At 59.3% G+C, this 19428-nt stretch carries 14 protein-coding genes; 4 read left to right on the top strand and 10 right to left on the bottom strand.

Going from position 1 to position 19428, the window contains the following annotated elements:
• Positions 1-9 precede the first annotated feature (9 nt).
• Together KGB27_RS02130 and KGB27_RS02135 are read left to right on the top strand one after the other, a co-directional pair.
• On the top strand, positions 10-1329 hold the full coding sequence (locus KGB27_RS02130; protein ID WP_223552939.1) for an OprD family porin: 1320 nt from the start codon (positions 10-12) through the stop codon (positions 1327-1329).
• A gap of 104 nt (positions 1330-1433) precedes the next feature.
• A complete protein-coding gene (locus KGB27_RS02135) occupies positions 1434-2582 on the top strand; it encodes a MalY/PatB family protein (protein WP_008041480.1) in 1149 nt (382 codons plus the stop codon).
• Positions 2583-3211: 629 nt separating this feature from the next.
• Here the strand turns inward: KGB27_RS02135 and KGB27_RS02140 are convergent.
• The 4 genes from KGB27_RS02140 to KGB27_RS02155 all read right to left on the bottom strand — a co-directional run bounded on the left by KGB27_RS02140 (position 3212) and on the right by KGB27_RS02155 (position 10184).
• Positions 3212-5131 (bottom strand): PAS domain-containing sensor histidine kinase, encoded by a 1920-nt coding sequence (locus KGB27_RS02140; protein ID WP_223552940.1) that lies wholly within the window; start codon positions 5129-5131, stop codon positions 3212-3214.
• Between the two features lie 87 nt (positions 5132-5218).
• Positions 5219-6127 carry a zeta toxin family protein gene (locus KGB27_RS02145; RefSeq protein WP_223552942.1) on the bottom strand — a complete coding sequence of 303 codons (909 nt, stop codon included), beginning with the start codon at positions 6125-6127 and terminating at the stop codon, positions 5219-5221.
• Between the two features lie 128 nt (positions 6128-6255).
• A complete protein-coding gene (locus KGB27_RS02150) occupies positions 6256-8535 on the bottom strand; it encodes an ATP-dependent DNA helicase (RefSeq protein WP_223552943.1) in 2280 nt (759 codons plus the stop codon).
• A complete protein-coding gene (locus KGB27_RS02155) occupies positions 8532-10184 on the bottom strand; it encodes a VRR-NUC domain-containing protein (RefSeq protein ID WP_411736693.1) in 1653 nt (550 codons plus the stop codon). Before KGB27_RS02155 ends, KGB27_RS02150 begins: the two co-directional genes overlap by 4 nt.
• A gap of 14 nt (positions 10185-10198) precedes the next feature.
• Here KGB27_RS02155 and KGB27_RS02160 point away from each other — a divergent pair, with 14 nt between their 5' ends.
• On the top strand, positions 10199-10396 hold the full coding sequence (locus KGB27_RS02160) for a hypothetical protein (protein WP_223552944.1): 198 nt from the start codon (positions 10199-10201) through the stop codon (positions 10394-10396).
• A gap of 9 nt (positions 10397-10405) precedes the next feature.
• Positions 10406-10630, top strand: a complete 225-nt coding sequence (locus KGB27_RS02165) for a YgdI/YgdR family lipoprotein (protein WP_223552945.1) — start codon at positions 10406-10408, stop codon at positions 10628-10630.
• Between the two features lie 125 nt (positions 10631-10755).
• On the opposite strand, the gene KGB27_RS02170 is transcribed toward KGB27_RS02165, so the two are convergent.
• The 6 genes from KGB27_RS02170 to KGB27_RS02195 all read right to left on the bottom strand — a co-directional run bounded on the left by KGB27_RS02170 (position 10756) and on the right by KGB27_RS02195 (position 19105).
• Positions 10756-12603 carry a polyurethanase gene (locus KGB27_RS02170; protein ID WP_223552946.1) on the bottom strand — a complete coding sequence of 616 codons (1848 nt, stop codon included), beginning with the start codon at positions 12601-12603 and terminating at the stop codon, positions 10756-10758.
• 27 nt (positions 12604-12630) lie between these two features.
• A complete protein-coding gene (locus KGB27_RS02175) occupies positions 12631-14007 on the bottom strand; it encodes a TolC family outer membrane protein (RefSeq protein ID WP_223552948.1) in 1377 nt (458 codons plus the stop codon).
• A 2-nt stretch (positions 14008-14009) separates the two neighbouring features.
• Complete coding sequence (locus KGB27_RS02180) at positions 14010-15344, bottom strand: HlyD family type I secretion periplasmic adaptor subunit (RefSeq protein WP_223552951.1); 1335 nt, start codon at positions 15342-15344, stop codon at positions 14010-14012.
• Complete coding sequence (locus tag KGB27_RS02185) at positions 15341-17107, bottom strand: type I secretion system permease/ATPase (protein WP_223552953.1); 1767 nt, start codon at positions 17105-17107, stop codon at positions 15341-15343. The genes KGB27_RS02180 and KGB27_RS02185 overlap by 4 nt, the downstream gene beginning before the upstream one ends.
• Positions 17108-17187: 80 nt before the next feature.
• Positions 17188-17574 carry an AprI/Inh family metalloprotease inhibitor gene (locus tag KGB27_RS02190; RefSeq protein ID WP_207284344.1) on the bottom strand — a complete coding sequence of 129 codons (387 nt, stop codon included), beginning with the start codon at positions 17572-17574 and terminating at the stop codon, positions 17188-17190.
• 73 nt (positions 17575-17647) lie between these two features.
• Positions 17648-19105, bottom strand: a complete 1458-nt coding sequence (locus KGB27_RS02195) for a serralysin family metalloprotease (protein WP_223434323.1) — start codon at positions 19103-19105, stop codon at positions 17648-17650.
• Positions 19106-19428: the final 323 nt, after the last annotated feature.

Below are 19428 nucleotides of genomic sequence, written 5' to 3' on the forward strand. Positions count from 1 at the left end.
GACTGATCGATGACGTTTTCCTCACGAGACCTCAGTCGCGGGTTGTGCCTGTGTTTGCCGGCGCTGTTATCAGGCATGGTCCTGGCAGATGAATCGCAGGGCTTGCTGGCCGGCGCGAAGCTTGAAGTGCTGAGCCGAAATTTCTATCTCAACAACGACTATCGATCCCCGACGCCGGCAGGCAAAAGCTACAAAGCCGAATGGGCTCAGGGCTTTATCAGCTCTTTTGAATCCGGTTTCACCCCCGGCACCCTCGGATTCGGACTCGATGCCCACGGGTTTCTAGGATTGAAACTGGACGGTGGCAAGGGCCATTCCGGGACAGGATTATTGCCGCTGGACAGCGACGGTCGCAGCGAAGACAACTATTCCAGTGCTGGCGGCGCGTTGAAAATCAAGGCATCGAAAACCACGTTGGCCTTCGGTGAAATGATGGTCGAAACCCCAGTGTTCGACACCGCGGATAAACGCCTGCAACCCGAGTACGCCAGCGGTTTTCTGGTGAACAGCCACGAGATTGAGGGAATGAATCTGATCGCCGGCCACTTCACGGCGTTCAAGAATCAGGACGGTGCTTCGGGCAAGGACAACTTTTACGGCTACGGCGCCAACACTGAAGCGGGCGGCATTTCTATTCTGGGTGCCGACCTGTTTACGCAAAGTCCGTTCGGCGCGGCCCTCTATGCTTCAGAGCTGACCGACACCTGGCATCAGTACTACGCCAATCTGCACCTGAAACAGTCCGGCTGGTTCCTCGACGCCAATCTCTATCGCACGCAGGACAAAGGCCAGGCGCTGGCCGGTGCTATCGACAACACAGCGTTCAGCCTGTCAGGCAAATACACTGTCGATGCCCATGCCTTCACGTTGGCCTATCAAAAGGTCAACGGCGATACCCCGTTCGACTTCGTCGGTGGCGACTCGATCTACCTCGCCAACTCGATCAAATACGCCGACTTCAACGGTGCCCACGAGCAGTCCTGGCAAGCTCGCTACGACCTTGATCTGGGCCTCTATGGCATTCCCGGGCTGAAATTCATGACCCGTTATGTCACAGGCAGCCAGATCGACGGTACGCACGCCCCCAAGGGCGGCGCCTACAACCCGCTCGATGAGTCGGTCGGTGCGTACAGGCCGCTGCAAGGTAATGATGGACGGCATTGGGAGCGAGACATCGACTTGCGTTACATCGTGCAGTCTGGATCGGCCAAGGGCTTGTCGCTGCAACTGTCCCATGTCTCGCACCGGGCCAACAGCGCCCAGGCGGGCGATGATATCGACAGGGTTTATGTCGTTATCGAGTACCCGCTGAGTTTCGGCCGTTTCTGATAATGGTCAGCCGGCGTGCTCGCACTCTCAAGCAGGCTCGCTCCCACAGGGGTTGGCGTTTATCATGACCGCCGAAAACAACCCTGCCTTGTATGAGAATGAGCATGACCTTCGATTTTGATCAGGTGTTCGACCGCCACAACACCGGCAGTACCAAGTGGAGCCGCTACCCGGCCGACGTATTGCCGATGTGGGTTGCCGACATGGATTTTGCCGCGCCACCGGTGATCATCCAGGCCCTGCAAAAACGTCTGGAACACCCGTTGCTCGGCTACAGCGTAGCGCAGGATGACTTGCGCAATGCCATCGTGACCGACCTCTGGAACAAGTACGCCTGGCGCGTCGAGCCGCAGGAGCTGGTTTTCCTGCCGGGCGTGGAATCGGGTTTCAACATGGCCCTGAATGCGCTGGTCCAGCCGCAACAGAATGTCGTGGTGCAAACGCCCAACTACCCACCGCTGCGTCATGCACCGGGGCATTGGGGGCTGAACAAGGTTGAACTGAATTTCGAGGCGATGGCTGATGGCACGTACGCCACGCCGCTTCAGGCCTTGCGCCAGTCGCTGGAAGGCGGCGGTGCTCTGCTGCTGAGCAATCCGCACAACCCGTTGGGCAAAGCGTTCCCAAGGGAAGAACTGCAAGCGGTGGCCGATATCTGCGTGGCGCAGGGCGCCTGGATCATTTCCGACGAAATCCATGCCGAACTGTGCTTCGATGGCCGCCAACACATTCCAACCGCCTCGTTGAGCCCGGAAATCGCCCGGCGCACCATCACGCTGATGTCGGCGAGCAAGGCCTACAACATCGCTGGCCTGAAGACTTCGTTCATGATCATTCAGGACCGCGCCCTGCGCGAGCGCGTCAACCATGCGCGCTGCGGCATGGTCGACAGCGTCAATCCGCTGGGCATGGAAGCGACACGTGTTGCTTACACCGAAGGTGCGCCGTGGCTGGCCGCGCTCAAGGACTACCTGCAAAGAAACCGCGATTATCTGGTGGATGCCGTTCGCACGCGCTTGCCCGGCATCAGCATGAATGTGCCTCAGAGTACCTACCTGGCCTGGCTCGACTGCTCGGCGCTGGGGTTGGAGAACCCGCAGCAATTCTTCCTTGAAAAGGCGAAGGTCGGGCTTAGTCCTGGCCTGGATTTCGGCGATGACAGCCAACAGTTCGTGCGCCTGAACTTCGGCTGCCCGCGTGCGTTGCTGGAGGAAGGCATCGCACGGATGGAGCGCAGTTTGCGCGACCGCTAACAAGCCCCCCTTGCCGGCGATGACATCCGCAAGGTCACCGCAGGGTTCAAGGGCCAATCGCCAGCAAGCCGGCTCCTACAGGATTTTGTCGCGGCACACATTACTGCCAGCCACATCGCACCTTGTAGGAGCCGGCTTGCTGGCGATGACGTCCGCATGATCACCGCACGGTTCAAGGGCCAATCGCCGGCAAGCCGGCTCCTACAGGAATTTGTCGCGGCACACATCCATGCCAGCCACCTCGTGCCTTGTAGGAGCTGGCTTGCTAGCGATGACGTCCGCAAGGTCAGCGCAGGGCTCAGGGGCCAATCGCCGGCAAGCCGGCTCCTACAGGAATTTGTCGCGACACACATCACTGCCAGCCACCTCGCACCTTGTAGGAGCTGGCTTGCCGGCGATGACGTCCGAAAGGTCAGCGCAGGGCTCAGGGGCCAATCGCCGGCAAGCCGGCTCCTACAGGAATTTGTCGCGGCACACATCCATGCCAGCCACCTCGTACCTTGTAGGAGCTGGCTTGCCGGCGATGACGTCCGAAAGGTCAGCGCAGGGCTCAGGGGCCAATCGCCAGCAAGCCGGCTCCTACGGGCGCGGGAGAATAAGCGCGTACGCTTGAAGAGCCGGGCGGTTTATTACCGTAATGTCGAGGCGATGATTTCCACCAGGTTGAGTTGCGTGAATGGTTTGGACAGGCGTGGGAGCCTGGTCGCAAAGCCTTCCAGCCGCTCGGCGTAACCGGTGGCGAGGATGATCGGCAGGTCGGGCCTGATGCTTCGGATCGCCTGCGCCAGTTGCGCACCGTTCATTTGCGGCATGGCCATGTCGGTAATGACCAGGTCGATGACCTGTTCGCTGTCGAGCACTGTCAGCGCTTGAGCCCCGGATACCGCACTGATCACCTGATGGCCCAGATCTTCGAGCAACAGACAGGTACTGGTCAGCACCAGGCTGTCGTCATCCACCACCAGCACGCACAGACGAGGCACCGGCGGTGCGGCTTCCTCCTGGGCAGGTTTGGCGATCGAACCTTGCGTGGCGACGGGAATCCACAGTTCGGCCGTGGTGCCCTTGCCTTTCTGGCTCTTTAGAATGAATCGCCCGCCCAATTGTTCGATGAAGCCATGCACCATCGACAATCCCAGCCCCGTACCTTTGCCGACCCCTTTGGTGGTGAAGAACGGGTCCATCGCCACGGCGAGTGTGGCGTCGTCCATGCCCTCCCCGGTGTCATTGATGCTCAGGCAAACATAACGACCTGTCATTGGCGTGAGCGAGGAGTGATCGCCGGCGTCTTCAGGGCGCGCGCTGATCAGGAGCTTGCCACCATGGGGCATGGCGTCGCGGGCATTGGTCGCCAGGTTCAGGACTGCCAGTTCGAGCTGGTTTTTGTCGGCCCAAACAGGCTCGATTGTTTCCGTAAAACGGGTTTCGAGGACTACGGAGGGCCCGAGGGAACTGCGCAACAGGCCGGTGATGCCCTCCACCAGCGTCGGTATCTCGACGGACTCGGTCTTCAGTTCCTGTCGCCTGGCAAAGGCCAGCATGCGCTGGGTCAGCGCCACTCCGCGCAAGGCGCCTTGAGTGGCGTTGTCCAGCAATCGGGTGATCTTCGAATCGTCCCCGATTCGCTTGCGCACGATTTCCAGATTGCCAAGGATCACCGTCAACAAATTGTTGAAGTCATGGGCAATCCCCCCGCTCAATTGCCCGATGGCTTGCATTTTCTGCGCCTGGAAAAGCGCCTCACGGGTTTGTTCGAGCGCCTGCTGAGCGCGGGTCGCTTCAGTAATATCCCGGGTGATCTTGGCGAAACCGAGCAACGTCCCGGTATCGCCCCAGATCGGATCGACCACGACATGCGCCAGGAACCGCGTGCCGTCCTTGCGCACTCGCCAGCCTTTGTTCTCGAATCGCCCCTCACGGATGGCAATGTCCAGCGTGCGCTTCGGTTCGCCGGCTGCGCGGTCTTCCGGGGTGTAAAACATCGAAAAATGCTGACCGATCACTTCTTCGGGCAAGTAACCCTTGATGCGCTGGGCACCAGGGTTCCAGTTGGTCAGCCGTCCGTCAGCGTCGAGCATGTAGATGGCGTAGTCCGTGACACTTTGCACCAGCAGCCGGAACTGCTGTTCGCTTTGCTTGAGCACTTCTTCAGCCATTTTGCGGTCGGTCAGGTCCCGGGTGATCTTGGCAAACCCCAGCAACTTGCCCGTCGAATCGAGGATCGGATCGATCACCACATGGCACCAGAAATGCGTACCGTCCTTGCGCACCCGCCAGCCTTCCCCCTCGAATCGCCCTTCCCGAATGGCGGTGTCCAGGGCTCGTTGGGGCATCCCCTTGAGACGGTCCTCCTCGGTGTAGAACCGCGAAAAATGCTGGCCGAGGATTTCCGCTTCTTCATACCCTTTGAAACGTCGAGCGCCGGCATTCCAACTGGTAATGATGCCGTCGGGATCAATCATGTAGATCGCATAGTCAATCACCGCATCGATCAACAGGCGAAAGCGCCCGTCCTCGATGGTGCTGGCTTTGCCTCGATCTTCGTTCATTGAGCCCTCACGTCGTGATTGTTTTTTGAGGAGTATGCGACAAACCCGGGGTTTGGAAAGCCGAAATGCCCCGCTCGACGCAAAGTCTTATCGGTTTGTGTATCTGACAATGCAGGCATACAAATCGTTGTATACGAAACTCGGAACCTGCTGGGTATGACCCGCGATCTTGAGCAGCGCCAGATGGCACTCCTTGATGATTTCGTGGTGACCATTCACCGCAAAAACAGGGTTATCAATAATCCGCGAGTAAACGATGTGCTCAAAATGCCTCAGGGTTGTCGTTTTGGTCAGCGAACCGTCGGCATCCACGGTGTAAGTGCTCTGAGCCCGTATCGCCCGTTCTTTCAACACGCCGAATCCGCGTTCGTACACAGTGATTTGCGAACCGCTGATCGCCTTTGAAGCTGTCTCGATGGCCAGGATGATCGCTTGTGCATACCCCATGCTGGCAGCCAGTGTTGATCCCGTCAGAAATCTTTCCATTTCCTGGTTTTCGAGGCTGTTGAGTGCTCTCTTGATGCTCGACACATGAGCGAACTCTTGGGTGCAGCCAACGATATGAGTCTCGAATTGATAACCGGCGGCAGTTGCCGTCGGCGGAAAAGACGCGAAATCGAGGCTGTCGAATGCGCACTCCATGACGATGTTGTATTTGCCGACAAATGCCTGCGTAAAGATCATCGCGCTGACCTCACGTACAAACGCCTCTGTATGCTCATACGCATGCAGAACGCCAAGCTTGATCATCTCGGTGTAGTGAGGGTGTTTTTTCCGGTATTCGGGCAGGTACAGGCGCACGTAGTTTTTGTAGCGGCCCGAAGGCAGAAGACTTTTTTCAAGCAGATACGTTTTGCCAGATCCCTGCAGGCCGGCAACGATCAGCATTTTCGGGGTTGCCTCGGCCGTAATGCCGCTGAACAGCGTCGCTTTTATTTCATCGAATGCGGCCGTGACCTGCTCTTGGGTGTACGTATAGTTCGGTGCTGCTGACATACCTTGATTTCCTTATCAAAGACTGGCTTGAAAGTGATGATTGCCTCTATGAATAAAGCGGGCATTCGCCACTTGTTCAAATGTCTGTGTTTTTCAAGGTATGTCGATGTTTTTTAAGGTAAAAAATCCTACTCCGCCGAGAGCGAAATCGCCGGAGCAACCGACCACCAGCGCGGCAGCAGTTGCTTGACCTTGCTGTCGCCAAACCGGTCATCGATCAACATCACCACCCCCTCATCCTGCTGGGTGCGGATCACTCGCCCTGCGGCCTGCACCACTTTCTGCACGCCGGGAAACAGGTAGGTGTAGTCGTAACCGGCACCGAAAATCGCGGCCATGCGATGTTTCAACTGTTCATTGACCGGGTTGAGTTGCGCCAGGCCCAAGGTGGCGATAAATGCACCGATCAGCCGCGCGCCGGGCAAGTCGATGCCTTCGCCAAATGCCCCGCCCAGCACAGCGAAGCCGACTCCCTGGCTGTGCGCGGTGAATTGATCGAGAAAATCCTGTCGCCGGGCTTCTCCCATGCCCCGCGATTGCGCCCACACAGTGATGTGCGGGTGTTTTTCGGCCAGCAACTGCGCCACTTGCTGCAAGTAATCGAAGCTGCTGAAAAACGCCAGGTAGTTGCCGGGGCGTTGACTGAACTGCCGGGCAATCAGCTCGACGATCGGCGCCAGGGACGATTGCCGATGAACGAACCGCGTGGATATCTGATTGACGATATGGACCTTCAACTGGTCAGCGTGAAACGGTGATTCGACATCGATCCACACCGTGTTCGCCGGCGTCCCGAGGAGATCCCCATAGTAATGACGCGGGCTCAACGTCGCGGAAAACAGCACGGTACTGCGTGCGGCCGTCAGGCGCGGGCGGATGAAACCGGCAGGCACCACGTTGCGCAGGCACAGTTGCGAGAGCGACTTTTTGCGCTCGAGGTCCCGCTTGCTGATGTCGAACAGAAACTGTTCATCGAAGAGTTCGGCAACGCGGCAGAATTGCAGCATGTCGAAATAAAACGTCTGCAATGCACTGTCCAGGCCCTGCGGGTGATCATTGAGGTAATCGCCAATGCTCGCACTGCACGAGGACAGCGCCTGAAGCAATTTTTCCGGAGGCTTATCGTAGGCCTGATACGCACCAAGTTGCAGGTTATGCAGGGCGTTCCACTCACGATTGACCCGTTGCAGGGATTTTTTCAACGGCTCGGGCGCGGTTTTACGCACGCCGTTGAGGGCCGACTGGTCGAGACTGGCGCTGTACATCTGCCGGCCGCGCTCCACAAGGTTGTGGGCTTCGTCCACCAGCACCGCAACTTTCCAGTTATTGGCCTGGGCCAGCCCGAACAGCAGCGCACTGAAATCGAAATAATAGTTGTAGTCGGCGACCACCACGTCTGACCAGCGTGCCATTTCCTGGCTCAGGTAATACGGGCACACCGCATGTTTCACGGCCACCTCGCGCAAGGCATTCTGGTTCAACAGTGACAGCTCGCTGGCGGCCTGGCGCGCGGCCGGCAAGCGATCATAGAAGCCTTGGGCCAATGGGCAGGATTCGCCGTGGCAGGCTTTGTCCGGATGTTCGCAGGCCTTGTCCCGGGCGATCATCTCCAGAACCCGCAGCGGCGGCGCATCCGCGCTGTCGAGGATCACCTGCGCAGCATCGAGCGCCAGTTTGCGCCCCGGCGTTTTTGCCGTAAGAAAGAACACCTTGTCCAGTTGCTGCGGCGCCAGCGCCTTGAGCATCGGAAACAGCGTGCCAAGCGTCTTGCCGATGCCGGTCGGCGCCTGCGCCATCAGGCACCGGCCGATGCTGACCGCCTTGAACACCGACTCGGCCAAATGCCGTTGGCCCGGACGAAAGCCTGCGTGGGGAAACGCCAGTTGCTGCGCCGCGCCGTTGCGCGCCTCGCGATGGGCCATTTCCTGTTCGGCCCAATGCAGGAACAGTCGGCAATGCTGCTCGAAGAACTCCTGCAATTCTCCAGCGCTGAAGGCCTCGACCAGACAGGTTTCCTTTTCGCTGACGATGTCGAAATACACCAGCGCCAGGTTGATCTGTGCCAGGCCCAGTTTCTGGCACATCAACCAGCCATAGACCTTGGCCTGCGCCCAATGCAGTTGACGATGGTTAGCCGGCTGTTTGCTCAAGTCCCCGCGATAGGTTTTGACTTCTTCCAGGCAGTTTTGCGCCGGGTCGTAGCCGTCCGCCCTGCCCTTGACCTTCAACGTCTGGTACAGACCTTCAAGCGCGACCTCACTCTGGTAACCCTCGCTACGCCGGGACGCCACCGTACGGTGGCCGACGATCCCCTCCAGTGCCGTCGGCGAGGGCGTGAAGCGCAGGTCGAGGTCCCCGACCTTGGCGGTGAATTCACACAACGCCCGCACCGCGATGCTGTAGCTCAAGCGCCCTGCTCCGCCCACTGCACGTAGCAAACAGCAATCGGCATCTGGTGTTCATGGCAGAACTCGAGCCAGCGCAACTGGTTGTCCTGCAGGCGATCACCCGGGCCTTTGACTTCGATCATGCGGTAGGTCTTGTGCTGCGGCCAGAACTGAATCAGGTCCGGCATGCCGGCGCGATTGGCCTTGATGTCCAGCAGCAGGCGGTTGAACCAGTGTTTGAGGTGCTCGGCGGGCAGGCAATCGAGGGCCTGTTCAAGCAGTGGTTCGCTCAACGCGCCCCAGAACACGAAAGGCGACTGCACGCCCCACTTGGCGGCGTAGCGCTCACGGATGGTCTGGCGGTAACGTCCGTCATCCAGCTCGGCGAGGCAGGCCTGAAACAGGTCGGCCCGGCGCGCCTGGAAGTCTTCATTGAGCAAATCCGCCGGCCCGCGCTGGAACGGGTGGAAAAACGCCCCCGGTAACGGCGCAAAGATTGCCGGCCAGCACAGCAACCCGAACAATGAATTGATCAGGCTGTTTTCGACGTAATGCACCGGCGCCGAATCCTCCGCCAGATGCGCCTGAACGTAAAACTCCACCGACAGCGTCGGGTCGGTTCTGGGCAGTTGCAGATCGAGACGCTGCATTTCCCGTGGAGAGGGTCGTTTCACTGCCGGCCCGCCGAGTTTGCGCCGCAGCCTGGGCACCACTCGCAGTAATTGCTGTTGTTCGGCGGCGCTTTCCGGCGATTGCCCGGCAGCAACGGCCAGGTCCATGGCCAACTGATACTCGCCGCAGCGCTCCAGCACACGAATCAATCGCGACCGTGCGCCAGGCCAGGCGCACTCGCGGTATATGCCCAGGGCATTGGCGAAATCCGCCACGCGCTCGCAGTGCTGACCGATCTGGAACAGCAATTTGCTGCGCCGTTTTTGCAGCCAGGGATTGCTCAGCGCCAGCCCGTTGATCTGCTCGACAACCGCCTCCACCGCTTCACCGGCCTCGAACTGCTGCTGACAGTCATGGAGAAACAGGCAGGCGTCCACGTCCTCGCGACTGCGCAAGCCGCGGGATTCGGCGCAGAACTCGACTTTTTCATAGGTAAAAATGCCAAGGTCGGCAAGCACGAACTCCGACCAGTCCTGGTAAAGGTTGCCGAAAAACATCAGGCGCAGGCGATCACACAAGCCCATGATAGTCAGGCTGAACAACCGATCATTCAGTGGCGCGCACCACTGATTGAAGGGTTGAACCTCGGGAAACCGTTCGCTCAATGCAGGCAGCCAGTCGGACTTTTTCCCTTTGGGCTGATCGATGGCGGCACCAAAACATTGAAGGATTTCGGCCTTGAGCAACGCCTCGAACACCACGTCGAGCGGCAGCGGCGCCTGCTCATCGATCCAACCCTGGGCCAACAACGGCTCCGCGGCCATGGCAATGTCGCCGATCTCGACGTAATGCAGTTTGCTCGCCCGGAAGTGAACGCCCTTGCGCATGACCATCCGGACCAGGAGCGCACGGGGTTCCCGGGGCAGTCGATTGAACTCACGGATGAAGCATTGCTCCTCGACACTCAATACATCGGCATAACGATGTTCAAGCCAATCAAGCACTTGCATGAAGTTGTTCAAGTAATAGAACGGATCGTCGAGGGGATTTGTGGTCACAGGGAAACAGGGCCATGGCGAGCGAATACTGGTTATGCGTACAGATACCAGCTACGACCCGTCTGGTGCAAACGGAAAAGGATAAGCGGCGGCGCGATCCGTTTTTTTTGGGTGGCCCATCGAACTTTCTGGGGATCCGTCGCACCAACGGCGGTAGAAGTGCAGCGGCGATTGAAGGATTTGAAGCAGTCGCGCTGATTTTTGGAGGATGAGAGGTGGTTATGAAATTCAAGACACTGGGTTTGCCACTGGTAGCGGCAGCCCTTCTGGCCCTGGCCGGTTGCTCGACGCCAACGGTGGTGACACTGCAGAACGGCACTCAATATTTGACCAAGGACATGCCAAAAGCCAATACCAAAGAAGGCTTTTACGAGTTCGAAGATATTTCCGGGGCGAAAGTGAAGGTCAAGGTTAATGACGTGGCCACGGTTCGCAAGGAAGACTGAAGACCGCGTTATCGTTCATCGCCGGCAAGCCGGCTCCTACAGGTCATGCGTCGTTCATGAAAACACCGATAACCTGTAGGAGCCGGCTTGCCGGCGAAGAGGCCCTTACAGGCGCCACATCACCTTCAAGCGATGACGACATTGGCCAGGCTATCCAGCCCAACCCCGACCAACGTTACCGAATCACTGCCAAACGTCAGCACCGTGTCTTGCCCCACAACCGTGGCATGGGCGCGTACGTCATCATTCGGCGCCACCCCCTGAACCCCGAGAAACACCAGTTTGTCGTTCGCCTGATAACCCACGATCCGATCCTGGCCAAACGCGCCACTGAACAGGAACGTATCGATCCCGCCACCCGCCTCCATCAGGTCATTTCCTGCCCCGCCCACCAACACGTCGTTGCCTTGGCCGCCCACCAGATGGTCGTTGCCATCCAGACCAAACAACCAATCACCGCCGGGATGCGCCTTCAACGTATCGGCCCCCGCTCCGCCCTTCAGCGTGGACGCGTACTGCGTCAGGTCATTGCCCACCGCAAGGCCATTGGCGGTGACCTTGTGGGTCACGTCATCCTTGAACAGCCCCCAGAGGAACCCCGGCTCCTTCGTGACAATGCTGCCGATGTCGCGGGTGATGCTGATGCCGCCCTGCGCATCGCGGATGTACAGGTTCCCCGCGCCGTCATTGGCGAAATCGAAGTTTTTCACTGACTGCTGCAGATCCAGCACGTTACTGCCCTTGCCACCCAGCACGATGTTGTAGCCGCCGCCGTCGCGGAAGGTGTCGTTGCCGTCGCGGCCTTCCAGGTAATCATTACCCTTGCCGCCCTGGATCAGGTCGTTGCCGTCGCTGCCAATGATGAAGGTGCTGCCCTTGTGGGTTTCGGCGTTGCGATTGAGGTCCTGAACCCAGGTGCTGCTGCGCGCCGGGTCAGAGAGGTTGGCAACAATGACGGTCGAGTCCTTGCTGGTGAGGTCGTAGAACTTCGACTCCAGCACCCGCGTCATGCCATCGCCATACCCCGTGGGCAGGTGGGAAATCCAGGTCGGAATATTGAGGATGGAATACGGCAGCACATTCCACGCCGTCGAGGCGTAATGATCGTTGAAGCTGACAATGTTGTTGGTCGCCGAGTCCTGATGCGCATCGTGCACGCCCAGCGACGACAAGTTGAAGGACGAGCCGTCGAGTGCGCGGAACACCGGGTCATTCTCATAACCGACGTTCAGCACTTTATCGGTGCTGCTTTGCGTCGGTGAGGCGTAGGCGATGTAGTTGGCATCCTTGTAGAACCCGGCCCACTTGTCGTTGCTCAGGTCCGCCAGGCTATTGACCGCCAGGCCGCCAAGGCTGTGGCCACTGACCAGCACGTCCTTGCCCGACAAGCCATTGGCCCGGGCAAACGCGGCAACATCGGCAAGCAAGTCGCCGAAGGCCTCGCCCACGTAGTTTTTCGCGTAATCCTTGGGGCCCAACGCTGCCAGCACGTCGTTGATCACGTCGGCGATCGAATCGCTGATCAGGCTTTCCCGAGGTCCACTGGTGCCGCGAAAGGCCACGCCGATTTCGCTGAGATGGCCCTGCGCATCGTACTTTCCGAGGATCTCCACTTGGGCGCTGGCGTACCCGGCCTTTTCGCCGAAGAACGTACCGCGTGCATCAACCTTGCCGTCGTAACCCAGCTGCGCAGCGGTGATCGGCGTCCAGCCGGCTTTCTGCACCGCCGCCAGCGCGGCTTTTTCCGAATCCGGGTTCCACGGCACGCCGGGAATCACACCCTGGGAGTCAGTACCGCCAATCAACGCAGTCACCAGCGTCGCCGGTAAACCCAGGCCGAAACCATTGTGCTGATAACCGGTGGCAAAGCCGTTATCGAGGTTGTGATAGGAGTACAGCGTGATTGCCATAGCGTCAGTGAACAACGCCTTCGAATCTGCTGTGCCGAAGTTTTTGTAATCGTACACACCCATGGTAAAGCCTCTCTTTTGTTGGAATTGTCAGAGATCTTTCCGGCGTTCCTTCGGGCCTTGCCCAAATGCTTCGTCAACCTTGGCCAGGTCTTGCTCGTTCAAGGTGCCGGCGTAGTAATGCAACTTGGTCCATGCCATCAAATAGTCGTAGCGGCTCTGCGCGAGATCGCGGCGTGTGGTGTAGAGCTGCTGTTCGGCGTTCAGCGCGTCGAGGTTGACCCGCTCACCGCCGAGAATGCTTTGCCGGGTCGACACCACCAGCGCTTCGGCGGACGTCAGTGCTTTCTGATAGGCCCGCAGCTTGTTCACCCCCGACAGGCACGCGCTGAACTGGCGACGCAACTCGATCAGGGTTTCCCGCGTCTTGCCGTCCAGTTCGTATTCGGCCTGTTCCATGGCGCGGCTGGCCTGACGGGTCGACGCCGAGACACCGCCACCGGCGTACAGCGGGACGTTGACCTCGATGCCGATGGTGTTGGTGTCGTAGCGCTGGTTGTAGGTGTTGCCGCTTTCCGATTCGTTCTGGCGCACCGTTGCGTAGGCGCTGACTTTGGGCAGGTGCCCGGCGCGATTGCGCTCCACCTCGTAGCGCGCCACTTCCAGCGCCTGACGTTGCGAGGCCAGGGCCGGATTGTTGGCGACCGCCATCTCATGCCAGGTGTCGTAATTGGCCGGTTGCAGGGTGAAGGTCTGGAACTGCTGATCCAGCGGCGCGAGATCGCTGATGTCGACGGCCGGCACGCCGATCAGCGCGCCCAGTTCTCGCAGGGACGCGTCCTGTTCGTTGCGGGCTTCGATTTCTTCGGCGATTGCCAGCTCGTAGCGTGACTCGGCTTCGAGGATGTCGGTGCGCGTGCCCTCGCCCTGACGGAACAATTGCTCGTTCTGCCGGAACTGTTGCTCGAAGGCTTTCTTCCTGGCCTGGGCGATGTCGATCTGGTCCTGGGCGAACAGCGCCTGGGTGTAGTTCTCCAGCACCCGCACCAGCAATTGCTGACTCTTGCCACGAAAGTTCTCATCGGCGAACAGCGACTGCGCCACGCCTTTGCGGTACGTCGCGTAGGCCTCGTAATCCAGCAGCGGTTGTTGCAGGGTCAACGACGAACCGTAACTGCTGTAGTTGCGGTCATCGCTCTGGTTTTGCCCGCGCTCGTTGAGGTAAGTGACCTTGGAGGTGTTGCGGCCCTTGTTGTAGTTGTAACCCAGTTTCGGCAGCAGCCCGGCGCGGCCGATCGCGCGGTTTTCAAGGCCGGCGTCGCGCTCCTTGATCGCGCCGAGGAACACCGGATCATTGCGCAACGCTTGCTCGTAAAGGTCGAACGGTCCCATGGCCATGGTCGGCTTACAGGTCAGCAGCACAAGGCTCGCCGCAAACACAGACAGCTTATTCATACAGCGCAACATCCTTATTCCTCGGTCAACGCGGAACCTGCCCGGTCGAGCAGCGGCTTGAACAGATAGTTGAGGAGCGAACGCTCGCCAGTGCGCACGAACATTTCCGCGGGCATGCCGGGCTTGATCACCAGGCCGTTGAGTTTTTCCATGGCGTGTTCGCTGACGCTGCTGCGCAGTACGTAATACGGAGCGCCGGTTTTCTCATCGACCATCTGGTCGGCGGAAATCAGGCTGACTTCGCCGGGAACCCGTGGCGTGCGACTCTGGTTGAACGCGGTGAACAAAATGTCCACCGGCAAGTGCGTACCGACCTTGTCGATCAGGTTGATCGGCAGATGCCCTTCGACTTCCAGGCGAGTGCCCTGCGGAACGATTTCCAGCAGGGTTTCGCCCTGGCGCACCACCGCACCTTCGGTATGCACCCCGAGGTTGACCGCGATGCCGTCGGCGGTGGCGATGATTTCGCTGTGCTGCAAGTCGAAACCGGCGGAGGTCAGTTGCTCCTCCAGCGTCACGCTTTTGAGCTGCGCGTCGGCCAGCTGGGTGCGGACTTCTTTCTGGTACTCCTCGATGTGTTGTTGCAGTTTCAGCCGCGATTCGAGGATGCCCTGCTCCACCCGGCCGCTTTCGCCGGTGTTTTCTGCCAACTGTTGTTGCACCTGCGACAGTTGGCGCTGGTACTCCATCAACCGATTGCGCGGGATGTAGCCGTTATCCGCCAGCGGCTGAAGGTTGCTCAGTTGCTGTTGCAGGGAACTGGCCTGGGCGGTCAAGTCCGAGCGTGCGCGGCGCATCCCGGCCAGTTGCGCGCCAGCGCCTTCGATGCTGGCGCGCAAGGCAGCCTGCTCGCGGGAAAACGCTTCACGGCGGCTGCTGAACAACTGGCGCTGGCCTTCCAGTACCAGCGCCAGACGCGGGTCGGGATCGTTACTCAGTTCGGCGGGAAAACTCACTTGTTTGAGGTTGTCCCGTTCGCTTTGCCAGCGCGCCAGGCTGGCCCAGGCCATGCGGTATTGCGCTTGCAGGGATTGCACGTCGGCGGCGACTTGGGTCTGGTCGAGTTGAAACAGCGGCTGACCCAGCTTCACCGCTTGCCCCTCGCGCACCAGAATCCGGCTGACCACCCCGCTGCTCATCGATTGCACCGCTTTGCGCTTGCCCGAGACCACCACGGTGCCTTGCACCGGGATGCCTTGGTCGAGCGGCGCCAGGCTGGCCCAAGTGAAGAAACTGCCGGCGCCGACGATGGCCAGAATCCAGCCCATGCGCGCAAAAAACCGCGCATCGCGCTCGGGGCGTTCGGCGATGTAGTCGTGTTCCATGCTGGCTTCGTTGAGGTTGCTCATACACCCGAACTCCTTGTCGAGGGCTGATACTGCCGGCTCATGCTCAACCCACCCGGTGCCTGCGCAGGCTTTTGTTCCTGGGCGCCGGAAAGCGCCTTGAGCACGTCCTGGCTCGGGCCGAACGCTTGCAAACGACCGTCGTTGAGCACCAGCAACTTGTCGGCCTGGGCCAGTGCCGAAGAGCGGTGAGTCACCAGGATCACGCTGGTGCCCTGGGCTTTCATGTGCGCGATGGCGCTAGCCAGCGCCGCTTCACCCACGGTGTCGAGGTTGGAGTTCGGTTCGTCCAGCACCACCAGGCTCGGCTTGCCGTACAAGGCACGTGCCAGTGCCACGCGCTGCTTCTGACCGCCGGACAAACCACTGCCGTCCTCGCCGAGCAGCGTGTCGTAACCCTGAGGCATGCGCAGGATCAGTTCATGCACACCCGCCTGTTGCGCAGCTGCGACGACGGTTTGCGGATCGGCCTCACGGAACCGGGCGATGTTTTGCGCGATGCTGCCGCTGAACAGTTCGATGTCTTGCGGCAGATAACCGATGTAGGGACCGAGTTCGTCGCGATTCCAGCGATGGATATCGGCACCGTCGAGGCGCACCGTGCCACCAAGGGTCGGCCAGACGCCGACCAGCACTCGGGCCAGGGTCGATTTGCCGGAACCGGAAGCGCCCAGCACGCCGAGCACTTCGCCGGCATCGAGGCTGAAATCGACCAGGTGCAACGTCGCACCACGCTGCCCCGGAGGACCGGCGCTGACCTGTTCAAAACGGATGTGGCCCTTCGGCGCCGGCAGCGCCATGACGTCGTCGGCCGGCGGGAAGGCTTGCAGCAAAGCATCGAGACGGCGGTAAGCGAGTTTGGCGCCGCTCCACTGTTTCCAGACCGCGATCAGTTGATCGATGGGGCTCAGGACGCGGCCCATCAGGATCGAACCGGCAATCATCATCCCGGCGGTCATGTCGCCCTTGATCACCAGCAGCGCGCCCAGACCCAATACCAGGGATTGCAGGCACAGACGCAAGGTTTTGCTCAGGGAGCTGATGACCGCGCCGGTGTCGCTGGCCTTGTTCTGCTGGCCGAGGAAACGCGAATGCACCTGGAACCAGCGATGACGCAAGGCGCCGAGCATGCCCATGGCTTGAATGGTTTCAGCGTTATGCAGGTGACTGGTGGCCATCTGGCTGGACTTCTGGGAGAAAACCGCCGCGTCTCCCAAAGGCTTTTTGGTCATGGCCTCATTGAGGCACGCCAGCCCGATCAGCACTACCGCGCCCGCTGTGGCAAACACGCCGAGCCAGACGTTGAACAGATAGATCACGAGCAGGTACACCGGGAACCAGGGGGCATCGAAGAAGGCGAACAGCGCCGGGCCGGTCACGAACTGGCGAATGTGAGTCAAATCCCCCAGCGACTGCCCGGCGTTGCCTTCGCCCCTGAACAAATTGCGCTCGAAAGCGGCCTGATAAACCCGCAGGTTGAAGCGGCGCTCCAGTTGGCTGCCGATACGAATGACGATAAAACTGCGAATAATCTCCAGCAAGCCAATAAACGCAAAGAACCCCACGACCATCAGCGACAACATGGCCAGCGTGGTTTCATTTTGCGATGACAGCACCCGGTCATAGACCTGGAGCATATATATAGAGGGCACTAACATCAGAATGTTGATTAGCGCCGTAAAACAACCGACGCTGATCAGAATGCTCTTGTAATCACCCAGCGCCCTTATTAACGGCGTGGAAACCGGGTTATTCGCCATCTTCATGGGCTCTTCCTGAGGTGTTATCCCTCGCCTGCCTGACGAGGTCGTTACTTACACTTTAATAACAACTTGGCGCATCTCGATTAATCAAGCGGATGCTCAAGTATTATGATCAGCCCGGACTTTGAAGTGCCTCGATACAGCCCGTCGCGCTGACGACTGAAAAACACAATCTTCGACCCTTCCTTGCCGGTGAGCGCGATGCCGTCGGGCTCCGGGAACCAGCCGACCGGTTGCTCCTCCAGCCATTCGACGAGGCACTCTGTGCCGTCGCCCAACGTCTGGTTGGCTTTGAATTCGAGGGGGCAAACGATCGACGGGTTGTCTTGCTGCGTCACCCGCCATTTTCCCGCCAGCTCCGACGGGTCTGCCAACTTCAGGCTGCTTGCCATGGCTACATCTCCAAAAAACATCATGAGCGCGGCTAACAGCCACACGTTTGTTTTGCAGGTAAAAGCGTTACAAATCATAGGCGTTTCACTCAGGGTCGTGGCTCAAGTGACAAAGGGCGGCGCATCGGCGCCGCCCTCCTTTTGCCTTGAATCAGGCCACGATGTCCGAGTACGCCGCCTGGCCGACGGTGCTGACCAGGAAGTCCGCCACGCCATGCCCGGAGAAATCCACCGACAGCAGGCTGTTACCACCGGAGGTCGTCAGCACGGCATCGCCCGCCGCACCCGTGAATGCGCTCACGAAATGCAGGCCTGCACCGTTGGTGATGCCGGTCAGGTCGATCTTGTCGAGGCCGCTGACAAAATCGAGGATCTGGTCGACTGCACCCGGTTTGGAGTCGCTGCTGGCGGCGAACACGAAGGTGTCCGAACCGGTGCCGCCCCACAACTTGTCCGCACCGCCCGCGCCGTAAAGGATGTCGTTGCCGGCACCGCCCTTCAGCTCGTTGGAGACGCCGTTACCGATCAGCAAATCATTGCCCGAACCGCCAATGGCGTTTTCGACGGTGACGCCCTTGGCGATGGACACGTTACCCACCAGGCCGCCAACGTCGGAGAACGAGGTCTCATTGAGGTTGATCTTCTGGTTTTGGGTAAACCCGGAGAAATCCAGGGTGTCCTTGCCGCCCGCGTCCCACACCGAAAACACGACCTTGTCCGCCGACGAAGACGCGCTCAGGAAATCGCGACCGGTGTTGGAGTTGAAGCCGTAAGTGGTGTCACCGGTGCGAGTGGTGGTGTTGGCGCCGTAGAGTTTCTGGATGGCCGCGATATCGTCGATCAACGGGCCCGACGCATAAGCTTCGACGCCGCCCTTGCTGAAGTTCTGGCTGGTGTTGCTTTCACTCCAGTAACTCATGACGCTGTAGCCGCGGGTGTCTTGCCCGTAGGACGCGTCATTGTAGGTCGGTGCGCCTTCACCGGCGTTGTAGTCGCCGGGGTGAGCCAGACCAAGGGTGTGCCCGATTTCGTGGGTCAGGGTTTGCCGGCCGTAGTTGTTCAGGTCCGGGGTCTTGTTGGGCGTGTAGCTGCTGTTGATCAGGTACCAGGAAGTCCCGTCGTAACCTGCGCCCGTGCCAGGCAAATAAGCGAATGCCGCTGCGCCGTCCTGGCCGCCGCTGTAGTTGCCGAAAGTCATGTGACCGTCGCCGCCGGTGGCCTTTTCCGTGAAGGTGACATTGGCGACGTCGGCCCAGGATTGCAGGGCGAGCACGGTCTGGCCTTTCTGCTGGGCACTGAACTGACTGAACCCGGTAATCCCGTGCTTGTTCATGGTGCTCGACGAGGCCGAGGTCAGGAACGTGTAGGTCAGTTCGATTTTGCCGCTGCCGTCCTTGTCCTGGTAGGCAGCTCCGTCGCGCAGCAATTGGGTGGCTGCCTGATCGACGGAAAACGAGGGTTTGCCATTGACCGTCAGATTGCCGCCACGGTCATACTGATGGCTGAAACTATTGATCTGGTTGAACGCAGAACTGGGAGCCGCCAAGGCTTGAAATGGCTGGAATGCCTGTTCAGCGGAATCAATAGCGCTGTCTTTTACTTTCGACATAAACACACTTCCTTGTTTTGCTATGGAACAGTTTTTTTAGATAGCAACAATCTCTGGCGAGATCGTCCTATCACTCGCCCAATGAAGGCGAAAGAAAACTGACACAATTTGAAATCAATCGTCCACTACTTTTTTGGCGTCAAGTTTGCGCACTTCAGAATATGCCCGAAAACAATAGGCGCGATTAGAAGTCGGCGTATTTAAAATAGTGAGCCAGCGTTATTGTCGGACAATCTACAATTTAAATATTAAATAAAAGTAAGTTGCCGGGATCAAAATCGTCCGACTATTGGCGTTTTGATTCGCGCACTTCCATGGGTAAA

This window comes from Pseudomonas sp. BF-R-01, from assembly GCF_019946615.1.
Taxonomy (GTDB): Bacteria; Pseudomonadota; Gammaproteobacteria; order Pseudomonadales; family Pseudomonadaceae; genus Aquipseudomonas; species Aquipseudomonas migulae.